The organism is Dankookia sp. GCM10030260, assembly GCF_042666655.1.
Classification (GTDB): domain Bacteria; phylum Pseudomonadota; class Alphaproteobacteria; order Acetobacterales; family Acetobacteraceae; genus Paracraurococcus.
Genome location: NZ_JBHTDE010000003.1, coordinates 111,288 through 127,628 on the forward strand (window position 1 = coordinate 111,288; position 16,341 = coordinate 127,628).

General features: G+C 70.6%; 9 protein-coding genes. 3 read left to right on the plus strand and 6 right to left on the minus strand.

Annotated elements, in window-relative coordinates; genetic code table 11:
- The 3 genes from ACFQS7_RS12145 to ACFQS7_RS12155 form a co-directional block, all read right to left on the minus strand.
- The gene (locus ACFQS7_RS12145; RefSeq protein WP_380067335.1) at positions 1-1,575 is read right to left on the minus strand and encodes an ABC transporter substrate-binding protein; all 1,575 of its coding nucleotides are present in this window, start codon (positions 1,573-1,575) and stop codon (positions 1-3) included.
- Positions 1,576-1,645: 70 nt separating this feature from the next.
- A complete protein-coding gene (locus ACFQS7_RS12150; protein WP_380067336.1) occupies positions 1,646-2,530 on the minus strand; it encodes a PCC domain-containing protein in 885 nt (294 codons plus the stop codon).
- 29 nt (positions 2,531-2,559) lie between these two features.
- Positions 2,560-3,474, minus strand: a complete 915-nt coding sequence (locus ACFQS7_RS12155; RefSeq protein WP_380067337.1) for an SMP-30/gluconolactonase/LRE family protein — start codon at positions 3,472-3,474, stop codon at positions 2,560-2,562.
- 139 nt (positions 3,475-3,613) lie between these two features.
- On the opposite strand from ACFQS7_RS12155, the gene ACFQS7_RS12160 reads away from it, so the two are divergent.
- The 3 genes from ACFQS7_RS12160 (at position 3,614) to ACFQS7_RS12170 (ending at position 10,434) form a co-directional block, all read left to right on the plus strand.
- Entirely contained in the window at positions 3,614-4,798 is a 1,185-nt protein-coding gene (locus tag ACFQS7_RS12160) for an efflux RND transporter periplasmic adaptor subunit (RefSeq protein WP_380067338.1), read from the plus strand.
- A 6-nt stretch (positions 4,799-4,804) separates the two neighbouring features.
- Positions 4,805-8,002 (plus strand): efflux RND transporter permease subunit, encoded by a 3,198-nt coding sequence (locus ACFQS7_RS12165; RefSeq protein ID WP_380067339.1) that lies wholly within the window; start codon positions 4,805-4,807, stop codon positions 8,000-8,002.
- A gap of 77 nt (positions 8,003-8,079) precedes the next feature.
- Complete coding sequence (locus ACFQS7_RS12170; RefSeq protein ID WP_380067340.1) at positions 8,080-10,434, plus strand: xanthine dehydrogenase family protein molybdopterin-binding subunit; 2,355 nt, start codon at positions 8,080-8,082, stop codon at positions 10,432-10,434.
- A gap of 54 nt (positions 10,435-10,488) precedes the next feature.
- Here the strand turns inward: ACFQS7_RS12170 and ACFQS7_RS12175 are convergent, their stop codons facing one another.
- The 3 genes from ACFQS7_RS12175 to ACFQS7_RS12185 form a co-directional block, all read right to left on the minus strand.
- Positions 10,489-14,082 (minus strand): FG-GAP-like repeat-containing protein, encoded by a 3,594-nt coding sequence (locus ACFQS7_RS12175; RefSeq protein ID WP_380067341.1) that lies wholly within the window; start codon positions 14,080-14,082, stop codon positions 10,489-10,491.
- A 124-nt stretch (positions 14,083-14,206) separates the two neighbouring features.
- Complete coding sequence (gene rsmA / locus ACFQS7_RS12180; RefSeq protein ID WP_380068013.1) at positions 14,207-15,040, minus strand: 16S rRNA (adenine(1518)-N(6)/adenine(1519)-N(6))-dimethyltransferase RsmA; 834 nt, start codon at positions 15,038-15,040, stop codon at positions 14,207-14,209.
- The gene (locus ACFQS7_RS12185) at positions 15,037-16,329 is read right to left on the minus strand and encodes a peptidylprolyl isomerase (RefSeq protein WP_380067342.1); all 1,293 of its coding nucleotides are present in this window, start codon (positions 16,327-16,329) and stop codon (positions 15,037-15,039) included. The genes rsmA and ACFQS7_RS12185 overlap by 4 nt, the downstream gene beginning before the upstream one ends.
- Positions 16,330-16,341: the final 12 nt, after the last annotated feature.

Below are 16,341 nucleotides of genomic sequence, written 5' to 3' on the forward strand. Positions count from 1 at the left end.
TCAGGCGCGCCTCACGTTCCAGAAGGTGGCGAAACCGTCGTTCACGCCGGTGATGTTGCGGAAGGCGGTGGGCTGCAGGTACTGGCCGAGCGGGTAGTAGGCCGCTTCGTCGAAGGCCAGCTGCTGCATCTCCCGGCAGATCGCCTGCTGCGCCGCGAGGTCCGGGGCGCGGAACCAGGCTTCGCGCAGCGCCTCCATCCGCGGCATGCTGGCCCAGCCGGCATAGCCGGTCTCGCCGCCGCCGCGCAGCGCGATGTGGCCCGCCGGGGTCAGCCAGTCGGCGCCCGACCAGTTGGTGACGAAGAGGCTCCAGCCGCCGTCGGAGGGCGGGCCGCGGCGGTTGCGCCGCTGCAGCATGGCGTTGAATTCGACCGCATAGACCTCGACGTTCATGCCGATGCGCTTCAGCATGTCCTCGAACACCGCGCCGAGGGCCAGCAGCACCGCGGAGTTGGACGGCACCATCAGCACCACGGGTTCGCCCTTGTAGCCGGCGGCGCGCAGCGCTTCCTTCGCCTTGGCGGCATCGGGCGGGCCGGCCAGCACGTCGAACCCGGCATCGGAGGCCATCGGCGTGCCCGGTGCGAAGAAGCCGAGCGGCACCTTGTAAAGGCCGGTCTCCGCCGGCCCGACCACTGCCTGCATCATCGAGGTCTGGTCGAGCGCCGCCCAGAGCGCGCGGCGGATGGCGGGGTTGTCGAAGGGCGGCTGGGTGTGGTTCTGCCGCACCATGCCGACGAAGCCGGTGCGGTCCAGCACCTTCACCGTCACGCCCCGCGCCCGCCGCAGCAGGGAGAGCTGGTCGTGGTAGGCGTATTCCTGCCAGTCCTGTTCGCCTGCCACCAGCGCCGAGGTGGCGGTGGACGGGTCCGGCATGACGCGCCATTCGACGCGGTCGAAATGCACCACCTTCGGCCCGGAGGTCCAGGTGACCGCGCCGTCCCTGCGGGGAACGTATTTCTCGAATTTCGTGTAGGTGGTCAGCGATCCGGCGACGCGCTCGTCCGCCTTGAAGCGGAAGGGGCCGCTGCCGATCATCTCCGGCACCTGGCGGAAGGGGTCGGTATTCGCCAGCCGCTCCGGCATCATGGCGCAGACCGGCACGCTGGCCTTGCCGAGCGCCAGCGGCAGCAGCGGGAAGGGGCGTTTCAGGCGGAAGCGGATGGTGCGGTCGTCGGGGGCGGAGAGTTCATCCGTCGCCTCCATCAGGCTGGCGCCGAAGGGGTCGCGCCTGGCCCAGCGGCGGATGCTGGCGACGCAGTCCCGCGCCAGCACGCGCTCCCCATCATGCCAGAGCAAGCCGTCGCGCAGCGTCAGGGTCCAGCGCTTCCCGTCCTCCTCCACCAGATGGCCGTCGACCATCTGCGGCGTCGGCTGGAAGTCGGCGTCCATGCCGTAGAGCGTGTCGAAGACCATGTAGCCGTGGTTGCGGCTGATATAGGCGGTGGTGGTGACCGGATCGAGCGTCACCAGGTCCTGCTGCGGGGTATAGCGCAAGGTGGTCGCGGCCTGCGCCCGCACGGCGGCGGGGGCGGCCAGGGCGGCGGTGGTGGCCAGGAAGGCGCGTCTCTGCATGAAGCTGTCTCCTGCGGCGGGCTGCCGCCATGCAAGGCATGTTCCGCGTGTCTGAACCGCCGGAGCAGATTCACGCCCCCGGGCGATGCTGCCCCACGGCGTTCTGCTCCCAGCCGGGCCCTTCCTCCAGCACCAGCTCGCAGGTGATGCAGACGGCATTCGCCCCGCGGACGACGCTGCCGGCATGGACGCGGCCGCGCATGTCGGCGAGGGCGACGGTGACCGTGCCGCCGGCTTCGGTCACGCCGCCGCCGGTGACCAGCAATTCGGTGGCGATGTCGTCGGTCCCGCCCCCTTCGGCGAAGCGCGGCGAAACCAGGCTGCCGACGCCGCCGCGGAGCACGGCGCGGGCGAAGCCATGCTCGCGGCAGGCGGCCTCGAGCGCCGCGACCAGGTCCTCGTTCGGCCGCACGCGCAGCACCAGGGCCCGGCTGCCGCCCGCGGACCCCGGCAGCGGCGCCGGCTGGAAGAGGGAAAAATTCGTCTCCGCATCCGGCCCGACCGCGAAGCCGGCGCCGGACAGGCCCCAGGCGCGGGCGGCGATGGGCGCGGCGACCACCGTCTCCTCCGGCAGCACGTGGCCGGCGCGGCGGCCGGCAGCTTCCTGCCAGATGGCGTGGCAGTGCAGCCAGGGCGCGTCCTCGCGGAGGCCGAAGGTGACGTTGCCGCGGTCCAGCCGCGCCCCGCCGGACGGTTCGTGGCTGGCGCTGTACCAGGCGGCATGGACCGCATTCGGCGCATGGGCGGGCAGCACATAGGCGAAAGGGTGGACATCGCCACCGTGCAGCTCCACCACGGCGCTGGCGAAGCCGGCCGCCCGCAGCGGCCGCGCCACCGCCTCCAGCAGGCTCAGGCCGGGCTGCAGGATGAATTCGAGCGGGGTTGCGCGGGCCGCCAGGCCTGCCACCCGCGGCGATAGCGCCGGGCCGGGCTGCGCCAGACGTGGTTGCGTCATCCGGAGTCTCCTCCCCGACCGGCGCCGCGTCAGGCCGGCGGGATCTCGGCGGCCAGCACCGTGCCGGACTGGCTTTCGGTGATCAGCAGCGTGCGGCCATCCGGCGCGAAGCAGCAATTGGTCGGCATGCGGCCGAAGCCGGTGCAGTCCAGCCGGAACAGCGGCTGGCCATGCGGATCGACGCCCCAGATCTGGCCATGCCCGGGATTGGCGACGAAGAGCCGGTCAGCCCCATCCACCGCCAAGCCGTCCGGCCCGCTGGTCCCGGCGGGGACGCGGAAGAAGCAGTGGGCCTTGGCGACCATCGCATCCGCGCGCAGGGCGAAGCGCCAGACCTCGGCGCTGCGGGTCATCGCCACGTAGCAATGCGTGCCCGCCCGGTTCAGGGCGATGCCGTTCGGGCTCGGGCCATTCGAGATCAAGCGGTCGATCCGCTCGTCGGGCCAGAGCCGCAGCACCCGGCCGCTCGGGTCCTGCAGCCCGGTCTGGCCCTGGTCGGTCATCAGGATGGCGCCGGAGGCGTCCAGCACGAGGTCGTTGAGGCCCTTCAACCCTTCCGACACCAGCGTCTCCAGCACCGGGGCGATGGTTCCCGTCCTGGGGTCGAGGCGCAGCAGGCCGAGCCTGTAGTCGGTGATCAGCAGCGCGCCGTCGGGTGCCGCCGCCATGCCGTTCGGCCAGCCGGCATAGTTCGCCACCAGGTCCCAGGCCTGCGTGCCGACGCGGAAGATGCGGCCGTTCGGGATGTCGGTGACCAGCAGGTCGCCCGCCGCATTGAAGCAGGGGCCTTCGAGGAAGCTGTCGATCGCGGCGCCGGCGCGGTTGGCGTCCGACCAGGCGGTGCGGCGCGCCGCGCGATGCGCCTCCGGCAAAGTTGCGAAGGCGCGGACGGGAACTTCTCGGGGCGGGGCGAACCACATCGTCCCAGCCTGCCCGTCGGGCACGGCGCGGACAAGCCGCTACATTATTTGACAGAATGTCATCGGCGCGAGGCCCGCTTGCGGTAGCCCCCCGATCGGCCAGATGCCAAACCTCTCTTCGCTGGTGCAATATGCGCCGTACCTCCGACTGGATCCCCGACGCATGCGCCGTATACCGCTTGCCCTGCTGCTGCTGCTTCTCGCCCAGGCGCCGGCATTCGCGCAGTTCGGGCCGCAGGGCCCGCCCGCCGTCGGCACCGTCACCGCCGACCGCAAGCCGGTCACCGAGAGCTCCGAGTTCACCGGCCGGATCGAGGCGGTGAACCGGGTCGAGATCCGCGCCCGCGTCACCGGCTTCCTGCAGGAACGCCTGTTCCAGGAGGGCCAGGAGGTGAAGGCCGGCGACGTGCTGTTCCGGCTGGAGAAACCCCCCTTCGAGGCATCGCTGGAACAGGCGCGCGCCAATGTCGCCTCGGCCCAGGCGACGCAGGAGAATGCCCGCGTCTCCCTGTCCCGCGCGCGGGAGTTGCAGCAGACCGGGGCCGGCACGCGTGTGGCGCTCGACAACGCGCAGGCGCAGGAACGCACCGCGAATGCCGGCGTGCTCGGCGCCCAGGCCGCGGTGCGCACCGCCGAGATCAACCTCGGCTATACCGACATCATCGCCCCGATCGACGGCAAGATCGGCCGGGCGACCTACACGCCGGGCAACGTGGTGACGCCGACCCTGACCGAACCATTGGCGACCATCGTCAGCCAGGACCCGATGCGCGTGGTCTTCACCGTCAGCGCCCGCGCCGCGGTCGAGCTGCGCAACCGGTACGAGCCGCGCGGCGGCGTCAACGCCGTGGTGATCCGCATCCGCACCACCGATGGCCGCACCTATCCGCATCCCGGCCGCATCCAGTTCGTCGACACCCAGATCGACCGCAATACCGACAGCCTGCTGATCCGCGCGCTGATCCCGAACCCGCGCCGCACCGAGGTGCAGGCGGGCGGCGCCGGCGACCGGGAGCTGATCGACGGCCAGTTCGTCACCGTCTCGGTCGAGGGCGCCGAGCCGGTGGCGGCCATCGTGCTGCCCCGCGCCGCGGTGCTGCAGGACCAGGGCGGCAACTACGTGATGGTGGTGGACGCGGAGAAGAAGGCGCAGCGCCGCGCGGTGACGCTCGGCCAGACTCTGCGCGACCAGGTGGTGATCGAGGCCGGGCTGCAGGGCGGCGAGACGGTGATCGCCGAGGGGCTGCAGCGGGTCCGCCCGGGGCAGGAGGTGAATGCCGCGCCGGTGGGCGCGCCGCCGCCCGGGAGCCGACCCGGCGGCCCGCCAGCGCCCGGCCGGCCGGGCTGACCCGGCATGTTCTCCGCCATCTTCGTCGATCGCCCCCGGCTCGCCATCGTCATCGCCATTGTCACCACCCTGGCAGGTGCGCTGGCGCTGCTGCGGATCCCGGTGGCGCAGTTCCCCGACATCGTGCCGCCGCAGGTCTCGGTCAACGCCACCTACCCCGGCGCCTCGGCCGCGGTGGTGGAGGCGACCGTCGCGCAGATCATCGAAAGCGCCGTCAACGGCGTCGAGAACATGATCTACATGCGCTCGAACAGCGCCAATGACGGCACCTATTCGCTCAGCGTCAGCTTCCTGCTCGGCTCCAACCCCGACATCAACACCGTCAACGTCAACAACCGCATCCAGGCCAACATCGCCCGCCTGCCGCAGGAGGTGCAGCGGTCCGGGCTGATCGTCCGCAAGCAGTCCTCCTCGGTGCTGCAGTTCATCGCGCTGACCTCCAGCAATCCCGACCACAACCCGCTGTTCCTGTCGAACTACGCGACGATCAATATGATCGACCGCATGGCCCGCGTCCCCGGCGTCGGCCAGGTCAACCCCTTCGGCGCGCAGAACTACTCCATGCGCGTCTGGTTCGAGATCGACCGGCTGACCAGCCTGAACCTGACGCCGCAGGACCTGGTCGCGGCGATCCAGAGCCAGAACCTGCAGGCCGCGGTCGGCCGCATCGGCGCCCAGCCGATCCCCGACACCCAGCAGTTCCAGATGAACATCCAGACGCTGGGCCGGCTGGTCACGCCCGAGCAATTCGCCAACATCATCATCCGCGCCAACCCGGACGGCTCGGTGCTGCGCATCCGCGACGTGGCGCGGGTCGAGCTCGGCGCGCAGAGCCAGGACACCACCAGCCGGCTGAACGGCACGCCGGCGATCACAATGGGCGTCTACCTCGCGCCCGGCGCCAATGCCGTTTCCGTCTCCAGGGCCATGCAGCGGACGCTCGACGAGCTCGCCACCCGCTTCCCCGAGGGGATGCGGGCGCAGGTGCTGTACGACAGCTCGACCTTCGTGGTCGACACGATCCAGGAAGTGATCAAGACCCTGATCGAGGCCTTCATCCTCGTCATCGTCGTGGTCTACCTGTTCCTGGGCTCGTTTCGCGCGACCATCATCCCGACCGTCGCGGTCCCGGTCAGCCTGATCGGCGCCTTCGCCATCCTGCTGGCCATCGGCTACAGCGCCAACACCGTCTCCCTGCTGGCCATGGTGCTGGCGATCGGCATCGTCGTCGACGACGCCATCGTGGTGGTCGAGAACGTCGAGCGCGTGATGGAGGAGCACCCCGAGCTGACCCCCAACCAGGCGGTCAAGCAGGCGATGAGCGAGATCACCGCGCCGATCATCGCCATCACCCTGGTGCTGCTGTCGGTCTTCGTCCCCATCGCCTTCATCCCCGGCCTGTCCGGCGTGCTGTTCCGCCAGTTCGCGGTGACCATCTCGGCCGCCATGGTGATCTCGGCGATCAACGCGCTGACGCTGTCGCCGGCGCTGTGTGTCCTGTTCCTGCGGCATACCGGGCCGAAGCGCGGGCCGATCAGGTATGTTCTCCGCGGCATCGACAAGGTGCGGGACGGCTATGCCGGCATCGTCCGGCGGATCGTCCGCGTCTCGATCCTCTCGCTCGCGATCACTGCGGGGCTGGCCTTCGCGATCTGGACCATCGGCTCGAAGACCCCGCAGGGCTTCCTGCCGCAGGAGGACCAGGGCACCTTCTTCGTCCAGGTGCAGCTGCCGCAGGCGGCCTCCCTGTCCCGCACCAAGGCGGCGGTCGAGCAGGTGGAAGGCATCCTGAAGAGCATCCCGGCGGTCGAGAACGTGCTGTCCATCGTCGGCTTCAGCCTGATCGACCAGGGGGCGCAGTCGAACACCGCCTTCATGGTCGCGCGGCTGAAGGCCTTCGACCAGCGGACCGATCCGAAGGACAGCGTCTTCGCCTCGATCGGGCGGGTCTTCGGCGCCGGCGCCGCGGTGCGCACCGCCAACGTCGTCGCCTTCAACCTGCCGCCGATCATCGGCCTCGGCACCGGCGGCGGCTTCGAGTACCAGCTGCAGGACCTGTCCGGGCGCGACCCGGCGGAGCTCGGCAGCGCCATGCTCGGCCTGGTCGTCGCCGCCAACCAGGACCCCCGCCTGCAGCAGGTCTTCTCCACCTTCTCGGCGGCGACGCCCTCGATCTTCCTCGACGTGGACCGCGACAAGGCGCAGGCGCTGGGCGTGCCGATCAGCGCGATCTTCTCGGCGCTGCAGGCCTCGCTCGGCGGCTTCTACGTCAACGACCTGAACCTGTTCGGCCGCACCTGGCAGGTCAACATCCAGGCCGAGGCGCAGGACCGAGACGACATCTCCGACATCTGGCGCATCCGCGTCCGCAACAACCGCGGCGACATGGTGCCGCTGCGGGCGCTGGCGGATATCCGCACCGTGGTCGGGCCGCAGACCATCAGCCGCTACAACAACTACCGCGCGGTGCTGGTGAACGGCTCGCCCAAGCCGGGCGTCTCCTCGGGCGATGCCCTGGCGGCGATGGAGGAGCTGTCCCGCCGGGTGCTGCCGGCCGGCTACAGCTTCGAATGGACCGGCACGGCCTACCAGGAAAAGCTGGCGGCGGGGCAGACCATCTATGTCGTCGCCCTGGCCGTGCTGTTCGCCTACCTGTTCCTGGTGGCGCTGTACGAAAGCTGGACCATCCCGGTGCCGGTGCTGCTGTCGGTGGTGGTGGGCGGCCTGGGGTCGTTCCTCGCCATCAAGGTCGCCGGGCTCAGCCTCGACGTCTATGCGCAGATCGGGCTGGTGGTGCTGATCGCGCTGGCCGCCAAGAACGGCATCCTGATCATCGAATTCGCCAAGGAGGCGCGCGAGCGCGGCATGCCGATCCGCGACGCCGCGATCGAAGGCTCGCGGCTGCGGTTCCGCGCGGTGATGATGACCTCCATCGCCTTCTGCCTGGGGCTGGTGCCGCTGGTCACCGCCACGGGCGCGGCCATGCTGTCGCGCCGCGCGGTCGGCACCCCGGTCTTCGGCGGCATGCTCGCGGCCTCGCTGATCGGCATCTTCCTGATCCCGATGCTCTATGTCGTCTTCCAGTCGCTGCGGGAGAAGGTGAAATCCTGGTTCGGCGTGAACCCGGTGGAACCGCCCGGCGATGGCCCGGGCGAGGGCCCGAAGCCGGCCCCGGACCAGCGGGTCCCGGCCATGGTGAAGTAGCGGGAGGGGAAGCCCCCTTCCCCTCGGGGCCTTCCGCATCAGATGATGGGGCGGATACCGCAAACGGGAGAGACCCCATGGCCAAATTCGGGCTGAGCCAGCCGCTGCGCCGGATCGAGGATCCCCGCCTGCTGAAGGGCGGCGGGCGCTACACGGACGATATCGCGGTCAAGTCGGGTGCCGCGCATGGCGTGGTGCTGCGCAGCCCGCATGCCGCGGCCAGGATCCTGTCGATCGACACGGCCGCGGCGCTGGAAGTCCCCGGCGTGCTGGCGGTGATCACCGCCAGGGAATGGGCGGAGGAAGGGCTGGGCGAGATTCCCTGCGTCATCCCGCTGAAGAATTCCGACGGCACCGACCGCGCCCAGACCCCGCGCGGCGCTTTGGCCGAGGACCGCGTCCGCTTCGTCGGCGACCCGGTCGCCTTCATCGTCGCCGAGACGCCGCAGGCCGCCCGTGACGGCGCCGAGGCGGTGATGGTGGACTACGACGTGCTGCCCTCCGCCACCGACCTGGCCACGGCGCATGAGCCGGGCGCTTCGCTGGTCTGGGACGAGGTCGGCAGCAACGTCGCCTTCGATTGGGAGACCGGCGACAAGGAAAAGGCCGAGGCGCTGGTGCAGCAGGCGGCGCATGTGACGCGGCTGACCGTGGTGAACAACCGGGTCATCGTCGCGTCCATGGAAGGCCGCGCGGCGATCGCCGAATACGATGCGGCGGCAGAGAAATTCACCCTGACCTGCGGCACCCAGGGGTCGTGGCTGGTGAAGAACCTGCTTGCCGGCAACGTCTTCAAGGTGGCGCCGGAGAAGATCCGGGTCATCACCCCCGATGTCGGCGGCGGCTTCGGCATGAAGCTGTATCTCTACGCCGAATACGCCCTGGTCTGCATGGCGGCGCGCCGGCTGGGCCGGCCGGTGAAGTGGACCAGCGAGCGGACCGAGGCCTTCCAGTCCGACACCCATGGCCGCGACAACATCACGCTCGGCGAGCTGGCGGTGGACAAGGACGGCAGGTTCCTCGCGCTGCGGACCCGCAACTATGCCAACATGGGCGCCTATCTCAGCACCTTCGCGCCGATGATCCCGACCATGGCGGGCACCAAGGTGCTGGCCAGCGTCTATAATTTCCAGGTCATCCATGCCCGCGTCATCGGCGTGCTGACCAACACCGTGCCGGTGGACGCCTACCGCGGCGCCGGCCGGCCCGAGAGCAACTACGTGGTCGAGCGCCTGATCGACGCCGCGGCGCGGGAAGTGGGCATCGACCGGGTCGAGATCCGCCGGCGCAACATGGTGGCGTCCTCCGCCATGCCCTACGTCTCGGCCATGGGCCAGCGCTACGACAGCGGCGAGTTCGCCCGCGTGCTGGACGCGGCGCTGGCCAAGGCCGACTGGGCCGGCTTCCCGGCACGGCGCGCGGCCTCCGAGGCGCGCGGCCTGAAGCGCGGCATCGGCCTGGCCTACTACCTGGAGGCCACCGGCGGCGGCCCGACGGAACGCGCCGAGGTGCGCTTCGCCGCCGACGGCTTCGCCGAGGTGCTGGTCGGCACGCAGTCCACCGGGCAGGGGCACGAGACGGCCTATGCCATGCTGACCTCGAACGAGCTCGGCATCCCGATGGACCGGATCCGCATCATCCAGGGCGACTCGGACGAGATCCCGACCGGCGGGGGAACGGGGGGCGCTCGGTCGCTCTACTCCGAGGGCCAGGCGATCCTGCTGACCACGGCCACGGTGATCGAGAAGGGCAAGCAGGCGGCGTCCGAGCACCTCGAAGCCGCGGTCTCCGACATCGAATTCACCCCGGGCGGCTTCGGCGAGGGCAAGGGCGGCAAGTTCGCCGTGGTCGGCACCGACCGCGGCGTCGGCATCCTGGAACTTGCCGCCATCCAGAAGGCGCGCGCGGCGAAGGGCGAGCCGGCGACGCTGCTGGATGCCGCCGAGGTGGCCGAGATCAAGTCGCACACCTTCCCCAATGGCTGCCACGTCGCCGAGGTCGAGATCGAGCCCGACACCGGCCTGATCACCGTGCCGCGCTACATCGTGGTGGACGACGTCGGCCATGCGGTGAACCCGATGATCGTGCGCGGCCAGGTGCATGGCGGCGTCGCCCAGGGCATCGGCCAGGCGGTGCACGAGCGCACCGCCTACGACAAGGAAAGCGGCCAGTTGCTGTCCGCGTCCTTCATGGACTACGCCCTGCCGCGCGCCGAGGACCTGCCGGACATCGAGGTCGACCTGATCGAGGTGCCCTGCGAGACCAACCCGCTCGGCGTCAAGGGCGCCGGCGAGGCGGGGGCGGTCGGCTCGCCGCCGGCGATGATGAACGCGCTGGTCGATGCGCTGTCGACGGTCGGGGTGAACCATATCGACATGCCGGCGACGCCGGAGACGGTGTGGAAGGCGATCGCCGAGGCCCAGGCGGCGTAGCCAGGGCCGGCATGACCTGCAGGGGGCGGCCGGTGCGTCCGGCCGCCCTCCCGGCTACACGATCATCCAGCTCCCGGCATTGCCGAGCGAGCCGGTGGCAATGGCGCTGAACCCGTTCATCAGCCACAGCGCCACCGATCCATCCGCATTGTGCCAGAGGATGTCGGCACGGCCGTCGCCGTCGTAGTCGGCGACCTTCGCCACGTCCCAGGCCATGCCCGGGTTGCCGAGCGCGCCGGTGGTGACCACCAGGTTGCCGTTCATGGTCCAGGCGGCGACCGAACCATCGTCGTTGCGCCAGAGCAGGTCCGCCTTGCCGTCGCCGTCGAAGTCGCCCATGCCGGCGACTTTCCAGGCCGCGCCCGGGTTGTAGACCGTGCCGCCGCCGATGAAGCTGGTGCCGTCCATCTGCCAGACCGCCACGGTGCCGTCGCTGTTCCGCCAGGCGATGTCGGCGCGGTTGTCGCCGTTGAAATCGGCCAGGCCGACGATGCTCCAACTGGTGTCCACGGTGCCGAGGCTGCCGCCGCCGGTCACCGCGGTGCCGTCCATCTCCCAGAGCGCGACGCCGCCATCGGCGTGGCGCCAGAGGATGTCGGCGAGGCCGTCGCGGTTCATGTCGCCGATCGCCGCGACCTGCCAGGCGGGATCGACATCGGCGATGCCGCCACCGCCGCCGGCGAAGCCGGTGCTGCCGGAATACCAAGTGGACAGCGCGCCGCCGTCCTGGCGCCAGAGCAGGTCGGCCCAGCCGTCGCCGTTGAAGTCGCCGGTGCCGAGCAGCGTCCAGTCGGCCGGCACGTCCGGCAGCGTGGTCCCTTCGCCGGTCAGGCCCTTCATCGCCCAGACCGCGAGGCCGCCGTCGCCGTTGCGCCAGATGATGTCCGAGGTGCCGTTGCCGGTCACGTCGTCCGGGATCGCCTTGGCGAAGTCGACGCGGCGGTCGCTGAAGCTCAGCGCCTCGATGTTCGTCAGGGTATCCGTGCCGTCGGCGCTGGTGACGGTCCAGGCACCGGTCGCCGGATCCCGCGTCCAACTGGCGGCGGTCGAGACGACGGTGTTGTAGGCCGCGACATCCCAGCCGGCGCCACCATCGATGATGTCGTTGGCGTCGCCGCCCTTCAGCGAATCGTCGCCGGCGCCGCCCAGCAGCGTGTCGGCATTGCCGCCCGCGCTGATGGTGTCGTCGCCGCCGTTGCCGGTGAAATGGTCGGCGGAGTTGGTGCCGATCAGCGTGTCGGCGAAACCGGTGCCGATGGCGCCTTCGAGGTTGCTGCTGCCCGGCAGGGACTCATTGCCGAAGCTGTCGGTGAAGCCCCAGGAGTCACGCGCCGTGCCCGCGGCGAGGGTCACCGTCGTGAGTGCGCCGCCGGCGCCCGGAAACACCGTGCTGGTCTGGCTGCTGAGCGACAGGTTGACGAAGACGCCGGCCGCGATGGGGGTCGTGCTGAAGGCGGAGTAGTCGACCACGTCGCTGCCGCCGCGGCCATCGATGCGATCAGCGCCGTAATCGCCGCCGAGCGTGTCGCTGCCGTTGGTGCCGCGGATCGTGTCGGCGCCCTGGCCGCCATAGCCCCGGCTGAAGCCGCTGAGCGTGTCCGTCGCCCCGCCATGGAAGACGTTGCCGATATAGGCACCGCTGCTGTTGTTGGTGCCGAGGTCGATCCAGACCCCGGAATTGCCCTGGTAGCGGTAGGTGTCGTTGCCGCCGCCGCCGGTGATGGTCTTGCTGCCGAGACCGGAGACGATGAAGGTGTCGTCGCCACCGCTGCCGATCAACGTGTCGTTGCCGCCGAAGGTGGCGAGGATGGCATGTACGCCCGAAAGCGAATCGATGCCGCCCTGTCCATCGTTCACCACGCCGGTGGCAAGATTGGCGCTGATGGCGAGGATCGAGCTGCCGTTCACGGTGTCGTTGTAGTCGGCGACGACGCCTTCGCCGCCGTTGCCGATGATCGTGTCGTTGCCGGCACCGCCGCGCACGACGAAGGCCAGCGGCGCGGTCGCGCTGGCCTTGCTCAGGTCGAACCGGTCGGCGTTGCCGGTGCCGTAGATCTGGTTGACGTCGACCAGCGTGTCGAGGTTGGGGCTGGATGACGTGCCGAGGTCGGCCGCCTTGCTGACCGTCGCGGTGGTCGCGTCGGCGAAGACCAGGGTCAGCGCGCCGCCGGAAAACTGCGTCTGGGCGATGCCGGGAATCATGAAGCGGTAGTCGACCACATTGCGTTCGGCCAGGCTGCCGCCATCGATCGTGTCGCTGCCGAGGCCGGCGATGATGACGTCGTTGCCGTCCCCGCCATCGATGCTGTCGTTGCCGTCGCCGCCGCGCAGCGAATCGTTGCCGCTGCCGCCCAGCAGGGTGTCGCCGCCGCCGCTGCCGTTCAGCGTGTCGTTGCCCTCGCCGCCGGTCAGGCGGTTGTCCAGGTTGGAGCCGACCAGCGTGTCGGCGAAGCCGGTGCCGATCACGCCATGGATGTTCGCAAGGATGTCGGTGGCACCCCAGGGGTCGAGCGCCTGGCCGCCAAGCACGGTGGTGCTGCCGATGGTCTGGTTGAAAGCGGAAAGGTTGACGAAGGCCCCCGCGGCGATGGTGCCGACATGGGCGGTGCCGTAGTCGACCGTGTTGAAGCCGGCCCGGCCGTCGATGTTGTCGGCCCCCGCGCCGCCGCCCAGCGTGTCGTCGCCGTTGGTGCCCTTCATGCTGTCGGCGCCGGTGCCGCCATAGGCACGCTCGAAGCCGAGGACGTCGGTCAGCACGCTGAAGTCGGAGATGAAGCCGTCATAGCCGTCCGGCCCGGAGCCGTTCTGGCCAAGATCGATCACCAGGGCATGCGCGCCGCGATAGACCAGCGTGTCGATGCCGGCGCCGCCCAGCAGGGTTTCGGTGTAGCCGGTGAAGGCGATGGTATCGTCGCCGAGGCCGCCTTCGATCCTGTTGGCGCCGCCGGAGCCGGTCAGGCTGTCGTCGCCGGCGCCGCCGTAGAGGCGGCTGTTGGCGTCGGTCCGGCCGATCAGGGTGTCGGCGAAGGCGGTGCCGATCGCCCCTTCGAGGACGACGCCGTCGGCGCCCTTCAGCGTGTCCCGGCCGCCCCAGCCGTCCCGCGCGGTGCCGGCCGCATAGGCGGTGCCGCCGATGGTGACGCTGGTGGAGGAGAGGTTGACGATCGCCGCCATGCTCGGCGCGCCGCCGAAGGACGCGCCGTAGTCGGCGATGTCGAACCCGGCGCGCCCCTCGATGATGTCGTTGCCCTGGCCGCCGCCCAGCGTGTTGTCGGCGTCGCCGCCTTTCAGGGTGTCGTTGCCGCTGCCGGCATAGGCCTGCTCGAAGCCCCCGAGCGAGTCGGACACGCCGCCCTTGGTGGCGAAATTGAGGCCGATATCGATGACCGACCACTCGGCGCCGGCGTGGATATAGGTGTCGGTGCCATCGCCGCCGTCCAGCGATTCGCCGAGGCCGCTGGCGAAGATCGTATCGTTGCCGGTGCCGCCGAGGATGGTGTTTCCGCCGCCGCCGCCGTCGAGGACGTCGTTGCCCTCGAAACCGAGGATGGAATCCGGCCCGCTGCCCGGCAGCGTGCCGATGACCGCGGCGGAATTGCCGGAGGGTGAAATGGTGTCGGCCGTGCCGCTGCCGTAGATCGATGCCATAACCCGACCCTTCCTGCGCGCCGCGGCGCTGCCGTTCTGCGGGGGCCTATGTCATAGCGAACCTGTGATGGCTACTATACTGGTATATTGCGCCGCTGAAATTCCCGGATTGCGTGCTTTTCGGTCAGCCCTGGCGCGCCAACAGCGCCCGGGCCATGCGGTCGAACTCGGCGACCGTCAGCGTCTCCGCCCGCCGCTGGCCCTCGATCCCGGCCGCCGCCAGCAGCGCCTCGGCATCGCCGAGCGACTTCAGCGCGCCGCGCAGCATCTTGCGGCGCTGGCCGAAGGCGGCCGCGGTCAGCCGTTCCATGGCGCGGAACAGCGCCTCCCCGGGGTCCTCCGGGTGCGGCACGAAGCCGACCACGGCGGACCAGACCTTGGGCGGGGGGGAGAAGGCGCCGGGCGGCAGCCGCAGCAGCAGGGTGCAGCGGCAGCGCCACTGCGCCAGCACCGCCAGCCGGCCATAGGCATCGGTGTCCGGGGCGGCGCAGATCCGCTCCGCCACCTCCTGCTGGAACATCAGCGCCATGCCTTCCAGCAGGGCGGCGTCGCGCAGCCAGCCGACCAGCAGCGGCGTCGCCACGTTGTAGGGCAGGTTGGCGATGATCTTCCGGGGTGCCGGCAGCAGCCGTGCCACGTCGATGCCCAGTGCGTCGGCCTCGACCACCCGGAGCCGCCCCGGATAGGCCGCCTCCAGCTCGGCCAGCGCCGCTACGGCACGGCGGTCCAGTTCCACCGCGGTGACGTTGGCGGCGGGGGAGGCGAGCAAGGCGCGGGTCAGCCCGCCCGGGCCGGGGCCGACCTCCAGCACCTGCCGCCCGTCGAGATCCCCGGCCAGCCCGGCGATGCGGCCGCAGAGGCCTTCGTCCAGCAGGAAATGCTGGCCGAGCGACTTGCGCGCATCCAGCCCGTGCCGGGCGATGGTGTCCCGGAGCGACGGAAGCCCGGCGGCGGTCAGCTCCGCATCTCGATCTGCGCCTTGCGGCGGAGGTCGCGCTGCACCTGGCGGGACAGGTTCTCGATCCGGTCGCGCAGGATCTGCTGCTTGGCGTCCTCGGGGGTGAATTCCGCCAGGTTCCGCTGCTCGCGCGAGCAGACCATCATCACCAGCACGCCGTCCGGCGTCAGGATGGGCTGCGAGGCCTTGCCGGGCGACAGGCCGGCCAGCAGGCTGCGCAGCTGCGGCGGGTTCACCGTTTCCAGCCGGATGACGCCGGGGTCGACCGGGCGGTCGCTGCCGCCGCCCCGCGCGGCCTGTTCCACCGCGTCGCAGCTGCGCGCCCCGGTGGCGAGCTTCTGCGCCCGCTCCACCTGGTCACGCTGCTGCTGGGTCGGGTTGTTCGGGTCGAGCGTGCCGGCGAAGGTGAAGAAGGCCTGCCGCATGGTGATCATGGTCGCCATGTCGCGGCCGGTTTCCCGGCGCTGCCGCAAGGCCACGATCTGGAAGCCGCCGGGCACCTTGATGGCGTTGCTGACGGCGCCGGGCGGCATGCGCTCCAGCACCGCGGCGACCTCGGTATCCACCTCCTCCTTGCGCACCCAGCCCAGGTCGCCGCCCTGCAACGCGGTCTGCGCCTGGCTGAACTGGGTGGCGGCGATGGCGAAGGGGGTGCCGCGCCGGAGCTGGCCGACCACGTCCTCGACGAAGCGGCGCACCTCGGCCTCGGCCGAAGGGTCGTCGAGCGGGATGAAGATCTCGGAGACCAGGAATTCCGGCTGGCCGGCGCGCGCCTTGGAATTGCGCACGGCATCCTCGATCTCGGCCGGGCTGGGATCGGCATTCGGGCCGAGCTGCTGGCGGACCAGCCGGGCCCAGCCGATCTGGGTGCGGATCTGGTCGTACAGCACCCGCGGCGCCACGCCGATCTGCGCCAGCTGTCCCTTCAGCGAGCCGGGGGGCAGGTTGTTGCGCTTTTCCAGTTCGGCCACCGCATCGGCCACGTCGGCATCGGTCACCGGCAGGCGGCGGCGCTGGACCTCCTGCAGCCGCAGGCGTTCGTCGATCAGCAGCCGGGTGACCTGGGGCCCCAGGCGCTCCAGCGCCTCCGGCGCCACCGCGATCCCGGCATTGAGGGCGAAGAGCCGGGAACGGCCGATGACATCGGCGCGGCTCACCACCTCCTGGTTGACCACCGCGACGATGCGGTTGGCGTCCCTCGCCACGGGGTTCGGGGCTTGTGGCGGCCGCTGTGCCGCGGCGGGCGCGCCGGCCAGCAATGCGGCCAGGCCGGCCGAAGCCAGGGTCACCGAAGCCAAGCT

Bases quoted from the DNA above. Each gene is read 5' to 3' on its own strand.
- ACFQS7_RS12165 (WP_380067339.1), top strand. From the start codon at position 4,805: ATGTTCTCCGCCATCTTCGTCGATCGCCCCCGGCTCGCCATCGTCATC.
- ACFQS7_RS12170 (WP_380067340.1), top strand. From the start codon at position 8,080: ATGGCCAAATTCGGGCTGAGCCAGCCGCTGCGCCGGATCGAGGATCCC.
- ACFQS7_RS12150 (WP_380067336.1), bottom strand. From the start codon at position 2,530: ATGACGCAACCACGTCTGGCGCAGCCCGGCCCGGCGCTATCGCCGCGG.
- ACFQS7_RS12145 (WP_380067335.1), bottom strand. From the start codon at position 1,575: ATGCAGAGACGCGCCTTCCTGGCCACCACCGCCGCCCTGGCCGCCCCC.
- ACFQS7_RS12160 (WP_380067338.1), top strand. From the start codon at position 3,614: ATGCGCCGTATACCGCTTGCCCTGCTGCTGCTGCTTCTCGCCCAGGCG.
- ACFQS7_RS12175 (WP_380067341.1), bottom strand. From the start codon at position 14,082: ATGGCATCGATCTACGGCAGCGGCACGGCCGACACCATTTCACCCTCC.